This is a genomic window from Pseudomonas sp. 1176_21 (assembly GCF_052850635.1).
Genome location: NZ_VXCV01000002.1, coordinates 615,662 through 636,814 on the forward strand (window position 1 = coordinate 615,662; position 21,153 = coordinate 636,814).

At 65.5% G+C, this 21,153-nt stretch carries 18 protein-coding genes; 9 read left to right on the forward strand and 9 right to left on the reverse strand.

Annotated features, from left to right (window positions below):
• Positions 1–10: 10 nt before the first annotated feature.
• The 3 genes from FW760_RS07915 (at position 11) to FW760_RS07925 (ending at position 4,481) form a co-directional block, all read left to right on the forward strand.
• Positions 11–1,945 (forward strand): diguanylate cyclase, encoded by a 1,935-nt coding sequence (locus FW760_RS07915; protein ID WP_116052458.1) that lies wholly within the window; start codon positions 11–13, stop codon positions 1,943–1,945.
• Positions 1,946–2,009: 64 nt separating this feature from the next.
• On the forward strand, positions 2,010–2,786 hold the full coding sequence (locus tag FW760_RS07920; protein WP_043862303.1) for an N-acetylmuramoyl-L-alanine amidase: 777 nt from the start codon (positions 2,010–2,012) through the stop codon (positions 2,784–2,786).
• Positions 2,787–2,861: 75 nt separating this feature from the next.
• On the forward strand, positions 2,862–4,481 hold the full coding sequence (locus FW760_RS07925; protein WP_043862304.1) for an EAL domain-containing protein: 1,620 nt from the start codon (positions 2,862–2,864) through the stop codon (positions 4,479–4,481).
• A gap of 42 nt (positions 4,482–4,523) precedes the next feature.
• Here FW760_RS07925 and FW760_RS07930 read toward each other — a convergent pair whose 3' ends face one another.
• Entirely contained in the window at positions 4,524–6,299 is a 1,776-nt protein-coding gene (locus tag FW760_RS07930) for a KinB sensor domain-containing domain (protein ID WP_173925029.1), read from the reverse strand.
• Positions 6,300–6,307: 8 nt separating this feature from the next.
• Positions 6,308–7,654: a sigma-54-dependent response regulator transcription factor AlgB gene (algB, locus tag FW760_RS07935; protein ID WP_043862306.1), complete on the reverse strand. Its 1,347-nt coding sequence runs from the start codon at positions 7,652–7,654 to the stop codon at positions 6,308–6,310.
• Positions 7,655–7,861: 207 nt separating this feature from the next.
• Here algB and FW760_RS07940 point away from each other — a divergent pair, with 207 nt between their 5' ends.
• The 6 genes from FW760_RS07940 (at position 7,862) to FW760_RS07965 (ending at position 13,336) form a co-directional block, all read left to right on the forward strand.
• Positions 7,862–8,695 carry a BON domain-containing protein gene (locus tag FW760_RS07940; protein ID WP_043862307.1) on the forward strand — a complete coding sequence of 278 codons (834 nt, stop codon included), beginning with the start codon at positions 7,862–7,864 and terminating at the stop codon, positions 8,693–8,695.
• A gap of 173 nt (positions 8,696–8,868) precedes the next feature.
• Positions 8,869–9,150 carry a hypothetical protein gene (locus FW760_RS07945; RefSeq protein ID WP_043862308.1) on the forward strand — a complete coding sequence of 94 codons (282 nt, stop codon included), beginning with the start codon at positions 8,869–8,871 and terminating at the stop codon, positions 9,148–9,150.
• 57 nt (positions 9,151–9,207) lie between these two features.
• Positions 9,208–9,372, forward strand: a complete 165-nt coding sequence (locus FW760_RS07950; RefSeq protein ID WP_009401691.1) for a DUF1328 domain-containing protein — start codon at positions 9,208–9,210, stop codon at positions 9,370–9,372.
• 2 nt (positions 9,373–9,374) lie between these two features.
• Positions 9,375–9,845 (forward strand): inhibitor of vertebrate lysozyme family protein, encoded by a 471-nt coding sequence (locus FW760_RS07955; RefSeq protein ID WP_058542001.1) that lies wholly within the window; start codon positions 9,375–9,377, stop codon positions 9,843–9,845.
• 727 nt (positions 9,846–10,572) lie between these two features.
• The gene (gene gltP, locus FW760_RS07960) at positions 10,573–11,904 is read left to right on the forward strand and encodes a glutamate/aspartate:proton symporter GltP (RefSeq protein WP_054916020.1); all 1,332 of its coding nucleotides are present in this window, start codon (positions 10,573–10,575) and stop codon (positions 11,902–11,904) included.
• A gap of 202 nt (positions 11,905–12,106) precedes the next feature.
• On the forward strand, positions 12,107–13,336 hold the full coding sequence (locus tag FW760_RS07965; protein WP_043862311.1) for a nucleoside recognition domain-containing protein: 1,230 nt from the start codon (positions 12,107–12,109) through the stop codon (positions 13,334–13,336).
• On the opposite strand, the gene FW760_RS07970 is transcribed toward FW760_RS07965, so the two are convergent.
• The 7 genes from FW760_RS07970 to FW760_RS08000 form a co-directional block, all read right to left on the reverse strand.
• Positions 13,318–13,926 carry an ABC-type transport auxiliary lipoprotein family protein gene (locus FW760_RS07970; RefSeq protein ID WP_116052459.1) on the reverse strand — a complete coding sequence of 203 codons (609 nt, stop codon included), beginning with the start codon at positions 13,924–13,926 and terminating at the stop codon, positions 13,318–13,320. The two genes, FW760_RS07965 and FW760_RS07970, sit on opposite strands and share 19 nt — an antisense overlap.
• On the reverse strand, positions 13,923–14,861 hold the full coding sequence (locus FW760_RS07975; RefSeq protein ID WP_116052460.1) for an MlaD family protein: 939 nt from the start codon (positions 14,859–14,861) through the stop codon (positions 13,923–13,925). Before FW760_RS07975 ends, FW760_RS07970 begins: the two co-directional genes overlap by 4 nt.
• A gap of 1 nt (position 14,862) precedes the next feature.
• On the reverse strand, positions 14,863–15,657 hold the full coding sequence (locus tag FW760_RS07980; RefSeq protein ID WP_043862314.1) for an ABC transporter ATP-binding protein: 795 nt from the start codon (positions 15,655–15,657) through the stop codon (positions 14,863–14,865).
• On the reverse strand, positions 15,654–16,811 hold the full coding sequence (locus tag FW760_RS07985; protein ID WP_173925070.1) for an ABC transporter permease: 1,158 nt from the start codon (positions 16,809–16,811) through the stop codon (positions 15,654–15,656). The genes FW760_RS07980 and FW760_RS07985 overlap by 4 nt, the downstream gene beginning before the upstream one ends.
• A gap of 43 nt (positions 16,812–16,854) precedes the next feature.
• On the reverse strand, positions 16,855–17,877 hold the full coding sequence (locus tag FW760_RS07990; RefSeq protein ID WP_054916017.1) for a DUF5924 family protein: 1,023 nt from the start codon (positions 17,875–17,877) through the stop codon (positions 16,855–16,857).
• 142 nt (positions 17,878–18,019) lie between these two features.
• Positions 18,020–19,393: a M16 family metallopeptidase gene (locus FW760_RS07995; protein ID WP_116052461.1), complete on the reverse strand. Its 1,374-nt coding sequence runs from the start codon at positions 19,391–19,393 to the stop codon at positions 18,020–18,022.
• 37 nt (positions 19,394–19,430) lie between these two features.
• A complete protein-coding gene (locus FW760_RS08000; protein ID WP_043862318.1) occupies positions 19,431–21,089 on the reverse strand; it encodes a Na/Pi cotransporter family protein in 1,659 nt (552 codons plus the stop codon).
• Positions 21,090–21,153 lie beyond the last annotated feature (64 nt).

A 21,153-nucleotide genomic window follows, 5' to 3' on the forward strand; every position in this document is an offset into this window, starting at 1 on the left:
GGACCTTGGCATGACCGACGAAGCTCAACGCTGGAAAGAAAAATACCTCAAGAGCATCGAGCAGCAGGAAAAGCTCGAACGCCGGTGGGACGCCCGTCTCGACCTGCTGCGCCGCGGCCTGGTGCGCAGCACCCTGGCGGCCGAAGGCAGCGACCGCGCGGTAGACCAGTGCATGAAGGAAATGCGCGAGGTCATCCGTACCGACAACATGGACGCCGCCCTGGCCGGGTTGATCCCGCGTCTGGAAAAGGCCGTGCTCGATTCCGAGCAGCGCCGTGAAACCCGGATCGCCCAGGTAGGCACCGCGCTCAACGCGCTGGTGGCCCAGTTGCAGAAGCTGCCGTTGCCCAGCGAGGTCAGCCGACCGCTGAAGAAATTTGCCAAGCAGCTGGATGCGCGGGCCAGCCAGTCACGCGAGATGCCGTTGCTGCTGAGCGAGCTCAGTGGCTTGCAGGGCAAGGCGCTGGCGGTGCTGGAGCACCCAGAAGAGGCGAGCAAGCCGGGGTTTCTGCAACGCTTGTTTGGCGGGCGTGAAGAAGAGACGCAGGTCGCTCAACCCGAGGCGCAGGCCCTGGAGCCGGTGGCGCAAGCAGCGGTCGAACCCGTGCATGAGCAGCCTGTGCCGGCTGCGGCGGATGTGGATGAACTGCAGCCGTTGCCCGAGCCCCAAGCCTTGGTCGACACAGAGGACGCCGAGGCTGCTGCGCAGCCCATCGCCGGCAATGCCGGCTCCTACACTGTAGGCGCCAGCCTTGCTGGCGAAGAGGCCCCAGCGCTCACACCGCCACCCACGCCTGCCCCGGTGCTGACCGAGCACGCGGACGCTGTCGAAGTCGATGGGGCACCCGAACCCACCCCCGAAGAACTCCTCTACGCCCTCCCGGACGGCACCGAGCCTTCCTATAGCTCCGTCGCCACCCATATCGAGCAGACCCTGCTCGGTTTGCTCGACGACCTGACCCTGCCCGAACGCCACAAGCCCCAGGCCCTGGCGGTGCGTCAGCGCCTGGAGCACGGGCTGAACTGGTACGAGCTGCTGCCGGTTCTGGATGACCTGGCGGTACTGATGCTGGCCATCACCGACAGCGGCCAGCATGAATTCGAAGCCTACCTGCAACAGCTCAACGAGCGCCTCGAGACGTTCCAGAGCCACCTGCAGGAGGCCAGCGAAGGGCATGCCGACAACAGCTCCGTCGCCCGCGACCTCAATACCCAGCTGCGCGAACAGGTCGATGGCCTGCAAAGCAGCGTGCAGGGCGCTGCCGACCTCGACAGTCTCAAGCACATCCTCGAGAACCGCCTCGAGGGCCTGCTCGGCACCATGGACGAGCACCAGCATCAGCGTGACCTGCGCGAGCAGGAACTGGCCAGCCGCCTGCAAGGCCTGGCCGAGCGGGTCGCGAGCATGGAGCAGGAAGCCCTGGGCTACCGCGAGCACCTTGAAGAACAGCGCCAGAAGGCCCTGATCGACCCGCTCACCGGCTTGCCCAACCGCGCCGCCTGGGCCGAGCGCCTGGAGCAGGAAATGCTCGCCTGGCAGGAAAACGGCGGCCACCTGCTGATGGCCATGCTCGACCTCGACCACTTCAAGCGCATCAACGACAGCTACGGCCACCAGGCCGGCGACAAGGTGCTCAAGATCGTTGCCAACGAGCTGCGCAAGCGTCTGCGCAGCCGCGATTTCATCGCCCGCTTCGGCGGCGAGGAGTTCGTCCTGCTGGTGCCGCAGACCGCGCTGGGTAGCGGTATCGAGCTGGCCGAGACGCTGCGCGGCGCCATCGAAGCCTGCCCGTTCCACTTCAAGGGCGAACGGGTGACCATCACCCTGTCCATCGGCATCACCGCGTTCCGCTCCGGCGAGCGCAGCGACGCAGTGCTCAAGCGCGCCGACGAGGCGCTGTACCGCGCCAAGCACCTGGGTCGCAACCGCGTCGAACAGGGGTGAACGGGTTTGCGCAGGATACGTTATGCTATTGCATTACCGACTGCCCAGGCCCTGCCCCATTTCCATGAAAGCCTTCCTTACCGCGCTTGTGATGCTGACATTGGCCGGTTGCGCCACCGGCCTGAAGATCGACCGTAGCCACCCCTCGGTCAACCAGGACAACCGCATCCAGTTCGTGGTGCTGCATTACACCAATGCCAACCTCGAGCGCTCGCTGGCCCTGCTGACCCACGGTGAGGTCAGCAGCCATTACCTGATCGGCGACAACCCGGCAACCATCTATCAGCTGGTGGATGAAAGTCGTCGCGCCTGGCATGCCGGCGACAGCCAGTGGGAGGGCCGGACCTGGCTCAACTCCACTTCCATCGGCATCGAGATCGTCAACCCGGGCTTCACCGACACCCCCACCGGGCGCGTGTGGCACCCCTACAGCGAGGCGCAGATCCAGGCGCTGATCGTACTGCTCAAGGACATCGTGCAGCGCAACGGCATCCAGCCACGACACATCATCGGCCACAGCGACATCGCGCCCCTGCGCAAGCTCGACCCGGGCCCGATGTTCCCCTGGAAACGCCTGGCCGACGCCGGCCTTGGCGTCTGGCCCAACGCTCAGGCGGTGGCGCAGCAGCGCGCGCGCTTTGACGTCAACCCGCCAAGCATCACCTGGTACCAGCAGCAACTGGCGCGCTTTGGCTACGCCATCGAGCAGACCGGCGAGCTGGACGTGAGCACCCGGCATGTACTGGCAGCGTTCCAGATGCGCTTTCGGCCACAGCTGTTCGACGGCCAGCCGGATGCCCAGACTGCCGCGATTCTGCAGGTGCTGAACAGCCAGCGCTGAGCGGTACCGCCCAACGGGCAGGCTGATTCGTCCGGCAGTTGCTATACCTCATGGTATTCAACGGGATGATTCTTGATGTCGCCTGCCCTTGCCACGTTGCGTCGCCTCCTCTATCGACCCTGGCTGCTGGCCACGCTTGCGGCCACGGCGAGTGCAACCCTGTTGCTGCTGGCCAGCCTCGGCGTGGCCATGCACCAGGTGCAGCAGCGCGAAAGCGCGCAGATGAACGCCAAGGGCGAGCGCTTTCTCGAACGCCTGGAGCAGATCTTCGGCCAACTGCGCGAAAGCGTCGACGCCCTTCAGGCACAGCCCCTGCGCGGGTGCAGCAGTGCGATGCAGGCAGCCTTGCAGCAGGTGACCTTCGACAACCGCTTCGTGTTCGAGGCCACTTACCTCGACGGCACGCAGTCGTGCTCCAACCGGCTGGGCAGCAGCAACTTCGACCCGCTGCGGGCACCGGACATCCAGGGCCCCACCTACAGCTACTGGCTCAATACCACCACCGAACCCGACGACAACCGCGCCGCACTGGTGCTGGGGCGTGGGCACTTTCGCGTGTCGACGTCGCGCGGGCACCTGACCGACGTGGTCGACCTGCCGCCCGGTGGCAGCCTGCTGGTGGTGCTCGACCACGGCGCGCGTGCCGTGCCGGTCCTGGGCCCGGAGCAGCCGTGGCCGCCCGGCGACCAGTGGCCGCCACCGCCCAGGGTGGACCTGATGGAACTGCCCGATCGCCTGGTATACCGCATGCCCACCAAATCGCCTGACTACCAGCTGGTGCTGATCACCCCGCGCGAAAGCCTTTCGCTGAAGATGAACGGCGTGCTCTGGCTGCTGTTCCCCGGCAGCCTGCTGCTGGCCTGGTGCATCGGCTGGCTGGTGCTGCAGCTGGTGCGCCAGAGCCGTTCGATGAGCTCGGAGCTGCAGGGCGCGCTGCGCCGTGGCGAAATGCAGGTGCTGTATCAGCCGATCTTCGAGCTGGCCAGCCGGCGCTGCGTGGGCGCCGAGGCCCTGGTGCGCTGGCGTCGCCCCGACGGCACGCTGACCAGCCCCGACCTGTTCATCCCGCTGGCGGAGAACACCGGGCAGATCCGCCAGATCACCGACTTCGTGCTGCAGCGTGTGCTCGAACAGCTGGGCCAGCTGCTGCGCGCCAACCGCCAGTTGTATATCTCGGTGAACCTGGCGGCGTGCGATGTGATGGTGCCGCGCATCGGCCGGGTGGCGGCGCGCCTGCTGGCCTTGCACCATGTGTCGGCCAGCCAGATCGCCTTCGAGGTCACCGAGCGCGGGCTGATCGACGTGGTGGTGGCGCGGGACAACCTGCAGGCCTTGCGGGCGGTGGGGCACCAGGTGCTGATCGACGACTTCGGTACCGGCTATTGCAGCCTGGCCTACCTGCAGACCTTGCCGGTGGACTGCCTGAAGATCGACAAGGCGTTCATCGATGCCCTGGGGCACGACGCGGCCAGCAGCGGCGTGGCCCCGCACATCATCCGCATGGCCCACGCCCTGCAGTTGCGGGTGATCGCCGAGGGTATCGAGTACGAGGACCAGGCGTTGCTGCTCAACAGCGAGGGGGTCAACTATGGCCAGGGCTGGTTGTTCGCGCACCCGCTCAGTGCGCGCCAGTTCGTCGAGCTGGTGACCCGGGGGCGGCGGCTGGGGCCGCGGCGGATCGATGACGAGGCGTAGCGCCCCTTCGCCAGCAAGGCTGGCGCCTGCAGGCGAAGGCGGTTACACCGGCAGCGCCATGTAGAACTGCGTGCCCTGCCCTGGCCGTGAGTACACGCCCATGCGCCCGCCATGCAACTGCACGATCTCCTTGCACAGTGCCAGGCCCAGCCCGGCACCGCCTTTCTTGCGTCCAACCTGCACGAAGGGCTCGAAAATCCGCCCCTGCTGGCCATAGGCAATGCCTTCGCCATTGTCCTCGATACTGATGATCACCCGTTCGGCATGCCGCCGGGCATTGAGGCGGATACTGCCCGCCACCGGCGTATGACGGATGGCATTGTCCAGCAGGTTGTCCAGCACCCGGTCCAGTTGCGCCGGGTCGGCCTGGATGCGCGGCAGTGGCGCGGCAAGCTCCACGCGCAACTCGATCTGCTTGTCGGCCAGCGCCGTTGCGAAGCGCTCGCGGGCCCGCGACAGCAACTCGTCGATCGCGCAGGGTTGCAGTTCGAGCTTCTGCAAGCCGCTCTGGTAGCGCGAAAAGTTGAGCAGGTCGTTGATCAGCTGGGTCAGCCGCTGCATCTCCTCGCCAATGGTGTCGAACAGGTCCGCCTCGCGGCTCTCGGCTGGAAACGTCAGGCGCTCGCGCAACAGGCCGAAGGCCATGTGCATGCCGGTCACCGGGGTGCGCAACTCGTGGGAGGCGCGCAGCACGAACTCGCTGCGCACCCGTTCGAAGGCGCGCTGCTCGGTGACGTCGTGCAACACCATCACCGCGCCCAGGATCTGCCCCTGCGGATGGCACACCGGGGTCAGGCTGTAGGCCAGCAAGCGGGTTTCTTCATCTATTTCCAGGCTCAGGTCGTCCGGCACGCGGTCCAGGCTGCCGCCACGCAATATCAGGCGCAGCTGATCGTCCAGCTCCGGGCGTTGCAGCGCCTTGCCCAGGCCCTGGCCCAGGCGGCTGGCGTCCCAGCCCAGCTGGCGCTGGGCCACCGGGTTGAGGTGTTCCAGATGGCCTTCGCGGTCGATGATCAGCAGGCCGTCGTCGATGCTGTCGAGCACCGCCTGCAGGCGCTGCTGGCCGGCCAGCAGTTCGTCGACATTGGTGGCCTGATGCTTGCGCAGTGCCTCGGCCATCAGCCCGAAACGGCGGGTGAGCTGGTTGATCTCCACGGCCGGGGTTACCGGCAGGGTGACCTCGAAGTTGCCCTGGCCGATCTGGTCGGCGGCCTTGGCCAGCGCCTCGATCGGCTGGCCGAAGCGGCGTGCGATGCCGTGGGCAGTGATGAAACCCAGCACCAGCACGGCAAGCCCGAGCAGGCCCAGCATGCTGGAGACCAGCAGGGCACGTTCGCGGGCCTTCTGTTCACTGTGGTTGATATGCGCCAGGGCCTGCTTGTGCGAGTCGATCAGGTCGGTGCGCAACTGGTTGAAGGCTTCGCCCAGGGGTTGGTCCGGGCCCAGGTTGCGGCTGGGCTCGGGGCTGTCGCGAAAGGCCTTGAGGAAGGCCTGGTAATCACGGTTGGCGGTACTGAAACCCGCAAACCCCTCGGCCTGGCGTTCATGGCTCAGGCCCTCGTCGAGCAGTTGCTGAAACTTGTCCTGCAGCGGTTGCAGCGCCTGCACCTCGCTGTCCGGGTCCAGCAGCAGGGACAGCTGTTCACCCAGGTTCTGACGCAGCTTCAGGCCCAGGTCGAGGATGTAGGAGTTGTCGCTGATCAGCTTCTGCTGCGAGCTGGCCATCTGCTGCACGCTGACCAGGCCCAGAATCAGGCCCAGCAGGGCCACGGTGATCAGCGCCGAGATGCTGAGAAAAAGCCGCGTGCGCAGCTTCATCGCCAGCTTCACAGGTTGTACTGCTTGCGCTTGCGGTACAGCGTCGAGGCATCGATGCCCAGTGTCTTGGCGGCCTGGTCAAGGGTGTCGCTGGTGGCCAGCACCGCACCGATGTGCGCGCGCTCCAGCTCGTCGAGGCTCAATGCAGCCCCCACCCGCGGCGCGTTGCTGGTGGGTTGTTCGGCCATGCCCAGGTGGCTGACCTCGACCCGCTCCTGCGGGCAGATGATGCTCGCCCGTTCGATCACGTTGCGCAGCTCGCGAATGTTGCCCGGCCAGCGGTAGTTGAGCAGCGCGGCGCGGGCCTCGTCGCTGAAACCGCGTGCGGGGCGCGCGTATTCCTTGACGAAGCGCGCCAGGAAGCGGTCGGCCAGGGTCAGGATGTCTTCGCTGCGTTCGCGCAGCGGCGGCAGGTGCAGGGTAATCACGTTCAGACGGTACAGCAGGTCTTCGCGAAAACGCCCGTCGCGCACCATGTCCTCCAGGTTGAGGTTGGTGGCTGCCAGAATCCGCACGTCGGCGCGGCGCGTGACCGGGTCGCCGACCCGCTCGTATTCCTTGTCCTGGATGAAGCGCAGCAGCTTGGGTTGCAGGGTCAGCGGGAAGTCGCCGATCTCGTCGAGAAACAGCGTGCCGCCGTCGGCCTGGTTGACCCGGCCCAGGGTGCTTTCGCTGGCCCCGGTAAATGCCCCGCGACTATGGCCGAACAGCTCGCTTTCCATCAGTTCGGCCGTCAGCGAAGGGCAGTTGATGGTCACGCAGGCCTTGCGCGAGCGTTTGCTCCAGCCATGAATGGCACGTGCCAGCTCGCCTTTACCGGTACCGGACTCGCCAAGGATCAGAATGTTGGCGTCGGTGTTGGCCACCTGGCGCGCGGTTTCGAGTACCACCATCATGGCCGGGCTGTGGGAATCCAGGCCGTCCTTGGGTTTGCGCACTTCCCCTTCCAGGGCCTCCAGACGCGCCGAGAGCTGGCGCACCTCCAGTTGTTTGGCAGTGGCCAGGCGCAGCTGGTCAGGGCTGCACGGTTTGACCAGGTAATCGGCGGCGCCGGCCTGGATTGCATCGACAGCGGTGTCGACCGCCGAATGCGCGGTCACTATGACCACGCGCATCCACGGCGCCTGGATACGCATCTGCGCCAGTACGTCCAGGCCGTTGTCCTCGCCCAGGCGCAGGTCCAGAAAGCACAGGTCGAACACCTGGCGCTGCAACAGGGTTTCGGCCTGGGCGGCGCTGTTGGCCGTGGCCACGCTGTAGCCTTCATCTTCCAGGCAATAGCGGAAGGTACGCAGGATTGCGGACTCGTCGTCTACCAGCAGAATGCGGCCCTGATGTTCCGTGGCAGATTCCATTTTCCTACGCTCCTTTAAGAATGTTCTTGGTTAGTCTCGGAAAAATCGGGCAAGTTGCATGGTCGATTCTGATTGATTCCGCGCCCTGCATGCTAGCTCCCTGCTGCGAATATGACTAACTCATTGAAAATAATGAGTTTGTTTATTTTTTGAGCACTGGCACAACGATTGCGATGATGTTCCTTCTGACCAACAGGAGGCTTCATCATGCGTGCAATACGCCCGTTGGCAGTTCTGACTGCCGCACTTCTGCTCACCCCGCTGGGTGTCACCAGCGCCTCGGCGGCCGAACCCGGCCTGCAGCAGGCCCGTCAGGAAGGCGCCTTGCAGACCGCCCTGGCGCTCAACCGACTGCTCAACCCGTTCAAGATCGAAGTGGCCATCCAGGGTCAGACCGCCCGCCTGCAGGGCGAGGTGGAGAACGAGGTGGAGCGCGAGCTGGCGGCGCAGGTGGCACTGGCCACCGCCGGCATCGAGCAGGTCGACAACCAGTTGCAGGTCAACCCCGAGCTGGTGGATGAAACCCTGCAACGGCGCGCCTATGCCCAGCGCCTGGAGGACGCCACCCTGGGGGCGGTTATCCGCGCCCGCCTGCTGTGGAGCAGCCAGACCCAGGGCCTGCCCATCGAAGTCGACAGCCGGGCCGGGGTGGTCACCCTGCGTGGCCGGGTGACCAGCGCCGAGGCCAAGCAGATGGCCGGCAGCGTGGCGGCCTCTACCGATGGCGTGTACCTGGTCAACAACCTGATCAGCCTGGGCGTGAGCGACCCGGCCCAGGCCCGCGAGCAGGCCGCTGCGGCAGCGGCCGAGGTGCAGAGCGACGCGTGGATCAACGACAAGGTGCAGACCAGCTTCTTATATAGCCGCAACCTGGACGGGCCCAACATCAAGGTGGCGACACAGGAGGGGGTGGTGCGCCTGTCCGGGGAAGTCATGAGCAACGAGCAGAAGACCATCGCCCAGGAGATTGCCCGCCAGATCCGCGGCGTGCGCGGGGTGGACGCCGACATGCTCAAGGTGGCGATCAAGGTGGAGGGCTGATCGTGCAAATCGCACGAGGCCCTGGGGGGCATCGTGCAGGATGCGTCCTGCAGCTGCCCTCGGTACATACCTAAGATATTGATTTATAAGCGTTTTATTTGATTTAAAAAGCTGGCATGCAGGCTGCAATGACTCTATCAGTCAATAACAACGATGCAGCAGAGGAGCCCGGCATGAACCTGTTAACCGCCGCCCTAGTGCAGATTTCCCCGCTTCACGTACGCCAGTTGCTGTTTCTCTGCCTGGCGGCGCTTCTGACCCTGGTTGCAGGGCAGATGTACAGCATCTGGCAGTCCAAGCAGATCGCCAACCAGATGTCCGTACAGGCTTATCACGTGGCCCATGTGCAGGCCACGCGTGCTTCGATGCTGGAAGCCAGGACCGCGCCACGTACCCACTCGGTCGATGCGGCCACCGTGGAAACCGTCGTGCCGCAGGAACGCTGGGTGTTCTGACCGAGCAATGCCCCACATCTGACACAACCGCTTTCAAAAACGGTAAGGAGAAACACCATGTTAAGTTGGGCCATCACCTTCCTGATCATCGCCATTGTCGCTGCCGTACTGGGCTTCGGTGGTATCGCCGGCGCCGCTACCGGTATCGCGAAGATTCTCTTCATTGTCTTCCTGGTACTGTTCGTCGCTTCCTTCTTCTTCGGTCGTCGCGGTAGAGGTTGACTATGAAAGGGACGCTCTACAGAGCCCTGGCAGGCGCCCTGATGGTGGGGGCCTGTACAGCGGCGATGGCGGCCAATGACGGCCAGGTCCGGACCAGCCAACTGCTTGGTTCGGACCCCGAGTACCGGGAAACCTGGCAGAAAGTGGTCAAAAAGCAGGAGCGGCTGCCCGATTGGGTCATCAACCTCAGTGGTGCTTCCACCGAGCAGATGACGGCGATCGAGGAAGACGGCGACAAGTATCTGGTCGGCCCCTTGTGCGAGACCGAGCAGAGCTGCGACAGCAGCCGTCTTATCGTGGCCTTCAGCTGGGACAAGGATGAGGCATACGCGCTGTGGGTTCAGGTACCCGCCGGCCTGCCTGCCGACAAGTCACCCAGCCGTCACACCGACAAGCGTTGGTTGGGCGAGCCGAATGACGGCATGAAACAGATGCTCGAAGAGCAGCTGAAGAAAGACCCGAACTACTACTGAGTGTCGCCGGACGCATCAGTATCACCATGGAAGCTGAACCTTTTGCCTGTTCCAGTTTCTATGCTGCGCCCGCTCGAGGAGAGCGGACGCATGACCAGGGGGCCGGGCTGCTCTGATTGCTACAGGATCGGAGGGGCCTAGGGGTACAGGGAGTACCTCCTTCATGGGCCGGGTCAGGGTGGTAAACGGCAACACAGTCGTGGACCGGGGTCGCATGCCGCCAGGCAGCCCCCGGTCAGACTTGTGCACCCGGCGCAAGCCTGATGCATTTCCCCGCTTGAAAGTGACAGATCGGCCAGACGGCTGACCACCCATCAAAAAAATTCCTGACTTCTTTGACCTGCCAAATGACGTTTTTCACGCATTCGGATTGTCGAACAACGCTGTTTTGCCGGTTTGTGGATACCGCTGTATCGGCCTAATCATGGCGCTTTGGCCTTATTCGGGATTCCGAACGGGTAGGTTTTCTGCCGCTGGGACGTCCGTTTCATGCCAAAAAGATCATGCCGATTCGGCATAGGGTAGTCATTTACGGCATTAGACTCAGTGCGCCTGCATCGGAATAGTTGCGCCTTTTTCGCTGGTCCGAGCGCCCCTTGCGCTCACTTGCGGTGACCTTCTACGGCGCATTGCCTGCACCATGAAAACTCCAGGGAATCGCTTTCAGCGGCTCTAGAATGCAGGTTTCAAGGCAGTGACCGTGTCCACTTGAACAAAGGGTAACGACATGAAGAAGGCAAAACTAAGCCTCGCCTGGCAAATCCTCATCGGTCTGGTATTGGGGATCGCCATCGGGGCGCTGCTGAACCATTTCAGTGCAGAAAAGGCATGGTGGATCAGTAACGTCCTGCAACCGGCAGGTGACATCTTCATTCGCCTGATCAAGATGATCGTCATCCCGATCGTGATTTCGTCGCTGGTCGTGGGTATCGCCGGGGTTGGCGATGCGAAGAAACTTGGCAGTATCGGCCTCAAGACCATCATCTATTTCGAGGTGGTGACCACCATCGCGATCGTGGTCGGCCTGGTGTTGGCCAACCTGTTCCACCCGGGCGCCGGCATCGACATGAGCACCCTGGGCACCGTGGATATCTCCAAGTACCAGGCCACCGCCGCCGAGGTGCAGCATGAGCATGCGTTCATCGAGACCATCCTCAACCTGATCCCGTCGAACATCTTTGCAGCGCTGATGCGTGGCGAGATGCTGCCGATCATCTTCTTCTCGGTGCTGTTCGGCCTGGGCCTGTCGAGCCTGCAGGCAGACATCCGCGACCCGCTGGTGAAAACCTTCCAGGGTGTGTCGGAAGCCATGTTCAAGGTCACCCACATGATCATGAACTACGCCCCGATCGGCGTGTTCGCCCTGATTGCGGTGACCGTGGCCAACTTCGGTTTCGCCTCGCTGCTGCCGCTGGCCAAGCTGGTGCTGCTGGTGTACTTCGCCATCGCCTTCTTCGCCTTCATGGTGCTGGGCCTGATCGCCCGCCTGTTCGGTTTCTCGATCCTGAAGCTGATGCGCATCTTCAAGGACGAGCTGATCCTGGCCTATTCCACCGCCAGCTCCGAGACCGTACTGCCGCGCGTGATCCAGAAGATGGAAGCCTACGGCTCGCCCAAGGCCATCTGCAGCTTCGTGGTGCCGACCGGCTACTCGTTCAACCTGGACGGTTCGACCCTGTACCAGAGCATCGCGGCGATCTTCATCGCGCAGCTGTACGGCATCGACCTGTCGATCAGCCAGCAACTGCTGCTGGTGCTGACCCTGATGGTCACCTCCAAAGGCATTGCCGGTGTGCCGGGCGTATCGTTCGTGGTGCTGCTGGCGACCCTGGGCAGCGTGGGCATCCCGCTCGAAGGCCTGGCGTTCATCGCCGGTGTCGACCGCATCATGGACATGGCGCGTACCGCCCTGAACGTGATCGGCAACGCCCTGGCGGTGCTGGTCATCTCGCGTTGGGAAGGCATGTATGACGATGCCAAGGGCCAGGCGTACTGGAACTCGCTGCCGCACTGGCGCAGCAAGACCCCGGCGCCGGCTGGCGAGACCGCTCAGCACTAAGCTGCTGACGGCCTGAAACACAAGAGCCCCGACCCGTCGGGGCTTTTTGTTGCCTGCCAGAAGCTTCGCCGGCAAGGCCGGCTGCTACAGACGACGCCGAACCTGTAGGAGCCGGCCTTGCCGGCGAATGGGCCGCCGCCGTTTATGGCGTCTGCCTACCCACCCCGCTATCATGCGCTCCAACTTGCAAGGGAAACGACCAATGCTCAACGGCCTCTGGCTCGGCTTTTTCGTGGTGGCCGCCCTCTCCGCACTGGTGCAGTGGCTGGTGGGTGGCAACGCGGGCATCTTCGCCGCCATGGTCGAGAGTATCTTCGCCATGGCCAAGCTTTCGGTCGAAGTCATGGTGCTGCTGTTCGGTACCCTGACCCTGTGGCTGGGCTTTCTGAAGATCGCCGAAAAGGCCGGTATCGTCGACTGGCTGGCCAAGGTACTCGGCCCGCTGTTCCGTCGCCTGATGCCCGAGGTACCGCCCGGCCACCCGGCGCTGGGCCTGATCACCCTGAACTTCGCCGCCAACGGCCTGGGCCTGGACAACGCCGCCACGCCTATCGGCCTCAAGGCCATGCGCGCCCTGCAGGAGCTCAACCCCAGCTCCACCACGGCAAGCAACGCGCAGATCCTGTTCCTGGTGCTCAATGCCTCGTCACTGACCCTGCTGCCGGTGACCATCTTCATGTACCGCGCCCAGCAAGGCGCTATGGACCCGACCCTGGTGTTCCTGCCGATCCTGCTGGCCACCAGCGCCTCGACCCTGGTGGGCCTGCTGTCGGTGGCGGTGATGCAGCGCCTGCGCCTGTGGGACCCGGTGGTGCTCGCCTACATGGTGCCCGGCGCGCTGCTGCTGGGCGGCTTCATGGCGCTGCTGGCGGGCCTGTCGGCCACCGCGCTGGCCACCCTGTCGTCGATCCTGGGCAACCTCACGCTGTTCGGCCTGATCATGCTGTTTCTGCTGATCGGCGCATTCAAGCGGGTGCCGGTGTACGAAACCTTCGTCGAAGGTGCCAAGGAAGGGTTCGACGTGGCCAAGAGCCTGCTGCCCTACCTGGTGGCGATGCTGTGCGCGGTCGGCGTGCTGCGCGCCTCGGGGGCGCTGGAGTTCGGCCTGGACGGCATTCGTCATGTCATCGAATGGCTGGGCTGGGACACGCGTTTCGTCGATGCCCTGCCCACCGCGCTGGTCAAGCCGTTCTCCGGCAGCGCGGCGCGGGCCATGCTGATCGAGACCATGCAGACCCACGGGGTGGACAGCTTCCCGGCACTGGTGGCCGCGACCATCCAGGGCAGCACCGAAACCACCTTCTACGTACTGGCGGTGTATTTCGGCGCCGTGGGTATCCAGCGCGCACGCCACGCCGTGGGCTGCGCGCTGCTGGCCGAGCTGGCCGGGGTGCTGGCGGCCATCGCGGTGTGCTACTGGTTCTTCGCCTGAGCCACGGTCCAGTCCACCAGTTGCGCCATCAGCCGGTCGGTGGCCTGGCCGAAGCCGCCGACCACCGCCGGTACCTGGGTCTGCGCCACCGGCTGGCGCACCTCGAAGCTGTGGCTGGCCAGCACGCGCTGGGTACGCCCCTGCACCAGTCGCGCATCCAGGCGCACCACTACTGCCAGCCCGGCATCGCTGTACTCGCTCTGGAACGCCTGCAGTTCGCCGACGATCTCGTAGTCGGCCTGCAGGTTGGCGTCGTCGGCACTTACCCGCTGTACCCGGCCGTCGCGCTGGAAGGCGTCGAGCATGCGGTTGCGCAGCAGTGCCGGCACCGGGTCGGCCCAGCGTGCGCCCTTGTAGCTGCTGATCAGGTTGCCTGCCGGCACCACGGCAATGCGCGGTGTGCCGAGGATCTCGCTGGCCAGCGGCTTGTTGATACGCAGGGTCCAGGCCACGGGTGCGGAGTTGCTGCGCACCGGTTGCGCCGCCGGCAGGCGGTACACGTCGGCCGGCTCCGCCTTGGGCAGGATCGAGCAGGCGCTGCTCAGGCTCAGCAGCGCGGCCAGGGCGAGGGTGCGGCAGGGGCGGCTCATGGGGTGAACTCCTTGTTTTTGTCGCGGCCCAGCAGGTACCCGCTGGGGTTGGCCTCCAGGCGCTGGGAGATGCCCTTCAAGGCAGTCAGGGTATCGCGCAGTTCGCGAATCGCCGGGGCCAGTTCGTTGAAGCCCTGGGCGCCGTTGGTGATCGCCTCGCGGTTGTCGGTGAGCAACGCGTCGATGGTGGCGGTGCTGCGCGCCAGCGACTGCATGGCCTGGTCGGCACTGTTGACGATCTGCTTGCCGTCGCTGCCGAGCAGGCTGTTGGCGTTGCGCATCAGCTGGCTGGTCTGCTCCAGCGCCGCGCCGGCCTGCTTGCCCACCTGGGCCATCTGCTGGATGGCCAGGCGGATGTCGTCGCGCTGCCCGGCGATCGCGCCGGTGGTCTGCTCCAGGTTGGCCAGGGTGGCGCCCAGGCGGGTGGCGTTCTCTTCGGAGAACAGCCGGTTGGCGTTGTGCAGCAGCAGGTTGATGTTGGTCACCAGGTCGCTGCTGTTGTTGAGCAGGCGCGCAATCGGCGATGGCGAGGCGACGATCACCGGCAGCCGGCCGCCCTTGCCTTCCAGCGGCGGGCTCTGCGGGGTGCCGCCGCTGAGCTGGATCAGCGAGGTGCCGGTGACGCCGGTCAGGGTCAGCTTGGCCTGCGTGTCCTGCTTGATCGGGGTCTCGGCGCTCAGGCGGATCTGCGCCAGCACCCGGCGGGGGTCGTTGGGGTCCAGGCGCAGGCTGATCACATCGCCCACCTTGATCCCGCTGTACTGCACCGCACTGCCCTTGGACAGCCCGGTGACGGCCTCGTTGAACACCACCTCGTAGTCCTTGAAGGTGCTGTCGACGCTCGACTTGGCCAGCCACAGGCCGAACAGCATGGCGCCGGCCACTACCAGCACGGTGACCAGCCCGATCAACACATGGTGCGCGCGGGTTTCCATTTCAGTTCTCCTTGAGCGCTGTGGCGGCCTGGTAGGCCGCACGGCCGCGCGGGCCATGAAAATAGTCGTGAATCCACGCGTCGTCGGTTTCCGAGACCTGGTCGATGGGGCCGGCCACCAGCACCTTCTTCTGCGCCAGCACGGCCACGCGGTCGGTGATGGTGTAGAGGGTGTCCAGGTCGTGGGTAATCAGGAACACGCTCAGGCCCAGCGCATCGCGCAGGGTCAGGATCAACTGGTCGAAGGCGGCCGCGCCGATCGGGTCGAGCCCGGCGGTGGGCTCGTCGAGAAACAGGATGTCCGGGTCCAGCGCCAGGGCGCGGGCCAGGGCGGCGCGCTTGATCATGCCGCCCGACAGCGACGCGGGGTATTTGTCGGCCGCCGACAGCGGCAGCCCGGCCAGGGCCAGCTTGACCCCGGCCAGGTGCTCGGCGTCGGCGCGGCTCAGGCCGGCATGTTCGATCAGCGGCAGTGCGACGTTCTCGGTGACGGTCAACGACGAGAACAGCGCGCCCTTCTGGTACAGCACGCCGAAGCGACGCTCCACCTGCGAGCGCTGCTGGTCGCTGGCCTGGCTGAGGTCCTGGCCGAAGATCCTCACCGTGCCCTCGTTGGGCCGGCGCAGGCCGACGATGCTGCGCAGCAGCACCGACTTGCCACTGCCCGAGCCGCCGACCACGGCGAGGATCTCGCCGCGGTACAGGTCCAGGTCGAGCTGTTCGTGCACGCTCTGGGTGCCGAAGCGGTTGCACAGGCCCCGCACCTCGATGACCTTCTCGCGGCTTGCCTCACTCACCAGCTCATCTCCATGAAGAACAGCGCGAACACCGCATCCAGCACGATCACCACGAAGATCGACTGGACCACCGCCGAGGTGGTGTGGGCGCCGACCGATTCGGCGCTGCCGGTCACCTTGAAACCTTCCAGGCAACCGATGGCCGCGATCAGGAAGGCGAAGAACGGCGCCTTGGCCAGGCCCACCAGGAAGTGCTGCACGCCGATGTCGCTTTCCAGCAGCGACAGGAACATCGCCGGCGAGATGTCCAGCGACACCGCGCACACCACGGCGCCGCCGATGATGCCGCACAGCATCGCGACGAAGGTCAGCAATGGCAGCGCGATCAGCAGCGACAGCACCCGCGGCACCACCAGCAGCTCGACCGGGTCCAGGCCCAGGGTGCGGATCGCATCGATTTCCTCGTTGGCCTTCATCGAGCCGATCTGCGCGGTGAAGGCGCTGGCGGTGCGTCCTGCCATCAGGATGGCGGTAAGCAGCACGCCGAATTCACGCAGGAACGAGAACGCCACCAGGTCGACGGTGAAGATGCTCGCGCCGAAACTGGCCAGCACCGTGGCGCCGAGAAATGCCACCACCGCACCCACCAGAAAGGTCAGCAGCGCGACGATGGGCGCCGCGTCCAGGCCGGTCTGTTCGATGTGCGCGACCACGGCGGTCATACGCCAGCGCCTGGGTTGCAGCAGGCGCCGGGCCAGGGTGGCGATGATCAGGCCGATGAAGCCGAGCAGTTGCCGGGTGTCTTGCCACAGCACGTCGACTGCCCGGCCGATGCGGCACAGCAGTTGGGTCAGCACGGACGTTTCCGGCTGGCGCTCTGGCAGGCAGTAGTCCTGTAGCGAGCAGTACACGGTGTGCAGCAAGGCGCGGTCGGCGGCCGACAGCGGGCTGGCGTGGTCATCGGCCAGTTGCCCCAGGCGCTCGGCACCCAGCAGTTCGACCAGCAGCGAGGCGCCGGCGGTGTCCAGCTTGCCCAGCTGGGCGAGGTCGACCTGGGCGCTGGCATCGTACTGGCCGTGCAGGGCCTCGGTGCTGCGCTTGAGCGGCGTGTAGTTGGCCAGGGTCCAGTCGCCGGCGATGCGCAGGCAGGCCGGGCTGCGCGTGGTATCGAGGGTGGCGCTGGCGGGGGTGACGGTGGTGGTCATAGGCTCCAGACAGTCCGGCAGGCGCTCCAGTGCGCCGGGTCAGAGCATAGCGTCACTTGGCGACGGATGCTTGACCGTCATCAACCACCTCGAAGCGCAGCACGCCGATCACCTGGCCGTCTTCGGTGAGCACGCGCACCTGCCAGTGCCCGACCGGGTTGCTGGGGAACACCTGCTTGTGGGTCCAGGCGCGGTAGCCTTCCTTGCGCCCGCCATTGATGTTCAGGGCAATGCGATCGACCTCTTTGCCGTCCTGTTTCCATACGTGGTAGATGCGTTCGTTGAGGCCGCGCGGGGCCTTGATCGCGGTATAGGCATAGAGCCCGGCGCTGCGGATCTGGCTGGCGCTGACCTGCTCCAGGCTGTCGCCGGGGGTGCGGTTCTGCAGCTGGGTGCTGATGGCCACTTCGGTCATCCACAGGGTCGCCGGCGGCACCCACGAGCGCAGCAGCCAGCCGCTGCCGCCAACGGCCAGGGTGACCAGCACCAGCATGGCGGCACGGCGCCAGTGATTGATCGGGAAGCTGCTGGCCAGGCTCGGGAACGACAGCAGCATGGCGATGCCCAGCGCCAGCTTGAAGCTCTGCGACGTGGTCAGGTGCAGGATGATCGGCAGCGCCGTGAGCAGCGCGGCGAACAGGGTCAGGGTGTGCAGGGCCAGGAACAGCCAGCGGCGCGGCGCCAGCCAGCGGTAGTACAGCGGGTCGACGATCGACACCAGCCCGGCGCCGGCCAGCAGGCCGGTGAACACCAGCTGGCCGCTGTTCCAGGTGGTGGTGACGAAGAAGAACGGCAGCACGAAGAACAGGCTTTCCTGGTGGATCATCTGCGTGGCGTAGCGTAGCAGCGGCTGCGGGATCTCGCGCTTGAACAGGCGGGTGAACAGCTGGGTGAAGGTGTTCTCGAACATCAGCCACAGCCAGCTCACCAGCAGCAGGATGGCGACCCAGCTGGCCAGGCCTTCCTGACGGTCTACCAGGATGAAACTGCCGATACCGGAAATGAAACCGCCGAGGGCGATGACCCCCGGGTAGCGCTTTATCAGGTCGATCAGGCGCAGGAGAAGTGCGGGCATGGTGGGGCGTTCGCTGGGTGAGGTAAAAATCTGTTACAGGATACGCTGCTTTCGGGTGTCAGTAATGGCCCTGTCGCGGGTCAAGCCCGCTCCCACAGGGTGCACGTGATCATTGTGGGAGCGGGCTTGACCCGCGATTGCGTCAGCCGCGGCGTCGACGCCACAGCAGCAAGGCCGCGAACACCAGCCCTAGCCCCAGTGCCCCCAACCCATACAGCTGGTCATACCCCAGCAACGGCTTCTCTACCCGCACATACCCAGGCTCGGCGAACAGCGCCTGCAGCGCCGCATCCGCATCCTCCAGGCTGACCTCGCGCAACCGGGTCTTCGCCTCGCCGACCCGACCGTCGGCATAGTCGTTCAACGCTCCCCAGTAGTAGTCGGCCAGCGCGCTGTTGCCCTGGCTGGTCCACGCTTCGCGGGCGATTGCCGCGGCCTTGATGCGCTCGAACGTGGCGCGGTCCAGGCCGTCCTTGCGCAGGCGCTCGATCATCTGCCCCAGGATCTGCTCGGCCGGCTCGACCTGATCGCTGTCCAGGTCGGCATTCAGGCTCAACAGGCCGGTGTCGCCAAAACGCTCGCGCTGCGCCGACGGCCCGTACGACAGGCTGTGCTGCAGGCGCAATTCGCGATACAGCGCCCAGTCCAGGTAGCGCTGCAGCAGGTCGTAGGTGGCGTCGTGGTTTTCATCCAGTACCGGCTCCAGGAACATCCAGTGCAACCGCGCACTGTCGCCCAGCCAGCCGCGGATCAGCTCGCGGCGTGCCTGGGCCTTGTGGGTCACGCCATCGAGTACCCGGCGCTCGCCCGGTTCCACCGGCTCCAGCTGGCCCCAGGTGCGCTCCAGGTAGGCGGGCAGCACGCGGTCCAGGCCGCCGACCACGATCAGGCTCATGTTGTTGGGGGCGTACCAGTGCTGGCGCAGTTCATTCACTTCTTCCAGGGTCATGTCCTGCACCGAGGAGCGCTCGGCACACTTGAGCCCCAGCTCCACCGCCAGCTGGTCGCTGGCGCGATGGCCGAGGTCCTGGCGGTCTAGCCAGCGCTGCAGGTGGGTGTAGTGCCCGCCGTCTTCACGCTCGACGATGCTCTTCGACACCTGCAAGGCGTCGGCATCGATACGTGTGTCCTGGAGCACGGCCAGCAGCAAGTCGAGCACCTTGCGCTGGTTGCGCGCCGGGGCCTCGATGACGAAGGTGGTGTCGGCGCTGCTGGTGTAGGCGTTCCATTCACCGCCCAGGGCCTGCATACGTTCTTCCAGCCCGCCTTCGCCCGTGTCGTCGATACCGCTGAACAACAGGTGTTCGAGCAGGTGCGGCAGTTCCTGGCGCGCGCACGGGAAGTCGTCGAAGCCGATGCCCACCACCAGTCGGATCGACACATGGTCGCGCTCGTAGCCGGGCTTGAGCAGCACCTGCAGGCCGTTGGGCAACAGGTAGCCCTCGACCTGGGTGCGGTCGAGGGCAAAGCTTGAAGAGGCGCCCAGCAACAGGCAGATGAACATCAGGCAACGCATCACAGGCTTCCTTGCACGGGTTCGGGGCAGCGCCGGGTCAAGGCGAATGGGCATCGTCCGGTACGCTGTCGATCATCAGGGCGCCGGTATCGCTGCCGCCCAGTACCGCATAGGCACTGCTGCAGAACAGCGAGTTGAGACGTTTCATGTCGGCGATCAGTTCCAGGTGCAGCGAGCTGGTCTCGATGCTCTGCACCACCTTGCGCTGCAGGCGGCTGACGTGGGCATGGGCCAGGCGCCGCTCCTGGGCGCGGAAGCGACGCTTCTCGCGCAGCAGCTGGCGTGCGCTGTGCGGGTCGCCACTGAGGAACACCGACAGGCCCAGGCGCAGGTTGGACAGCAGCTGGGTCTGCAGCACGGTCAGCTCCTCCAGGCCCACCTGGGAGAACTCGCGGCGCTGCGACGTCTTCTGCTGCTGCACCTTGCGCAGCATGCGCTCGATCAGGTCGCTGGCCAGCTTGAGGTTGATCGCCAGCTCGATGATCTCGGCCCAGCGCTGGCTGTCGTGCTCGCCGAGGTCTTCGCGGGGCATCTGCGCCAGGTACAGCTTGATGGCGTTGTACAGGCCCTCGACGTCGTCGCTGAGGGTGCGCACCTGCTGGGTCAGGGCGGTCTGGCTGCCGCGCAGCACGTTGAGCATGGCATCGAGCATGCTGTCGACCAGGTCGCCCAGGCGCAGGGTCTCGCGCACCGCGTTGGCCAGTGCCAGGCTCGGGGTGTCCAGCGCGGCAGGGTCCAGGTGGCGGGGCTTGGCGTGGCCGTTGGTTTCCTCGCGCTCGGGCAGCAGCCAGCGGCACAGGCGCCCCATTGGCGTCGCGGTGGGCAGCAGGGCCAGGCAGCGCAGGGTGTTGTAGATGAGGTGGAAGCCGATCACCAGCTCTTGCGGGCTGAAGGTCAGGCTGTCCATCCAGTGCACCAGCGGGTCGAGCACCGGGATGACCACCAGCAGGCCGATCAGCTTGTACAGCAGGCTGCCCAGCGCCACCTGGCGCCCGGCGGCGTTCTGCATGCTGGTGCTCAGGAACGCCAGCAGGCCGCTGCCGATGTTGGCGCCGATCACCAGGCCGATGGCCACCGGCAGGCTGATCATTTCGGCGCCGGCCAGGGTGGCGGTGAGCAGCACCGCGGCCAGGCTGGAATACGAGATCAGGGCGAACAGCGCGCCCACCAGGGCGTCGAGCAGGATGTCGCCGGTCAGCGAGGCAAACAGCACCTTGACGCCCTGGGCCTGGGTAATCGGTGCAGCGGCCTCCACGATCAGTTGCAGGGCCAGGATGATCAGGCCCAGGCCGATGCCTACGCGCCCCAGTTGCCCGGCGCGGGTCTGCTTGCGCGAGAGGAAGAAGATCACCCCGAGGAAGATCAGCAGCGGCGACAGCCACGACAGGTCCAGGGTCAGCACCCGCGCCATCAGCGCGGTCCCCACGTCGGCGCCGAGCATGATGGCCAGGGCCGGGGTGAGGGTCATCAGGCCCTGGCCGACGAACGAGGTCACCAGCATCGCGGTGGCGTTGCTGCTCTGCACCATGGCCGTGACCAGGATGCCGGCGATGAACGCCAGGGGCCGCTTGGCCATGTTCTGGCTCAGCAATCGGCGCAGGTTGGAACCGTACACCCGCAGGATGCCGGTACGTACGATATGTGTGCCCCAGATCAGCAGGGCCACGGCCGAGAGCAGGTTGAGCAGGGTCAGCATACTTACGGCCCCCTGTTAAGGCGCCCCAGTGGGGCAAGTGGATGACGCGGTGAGCCTGGCCTGG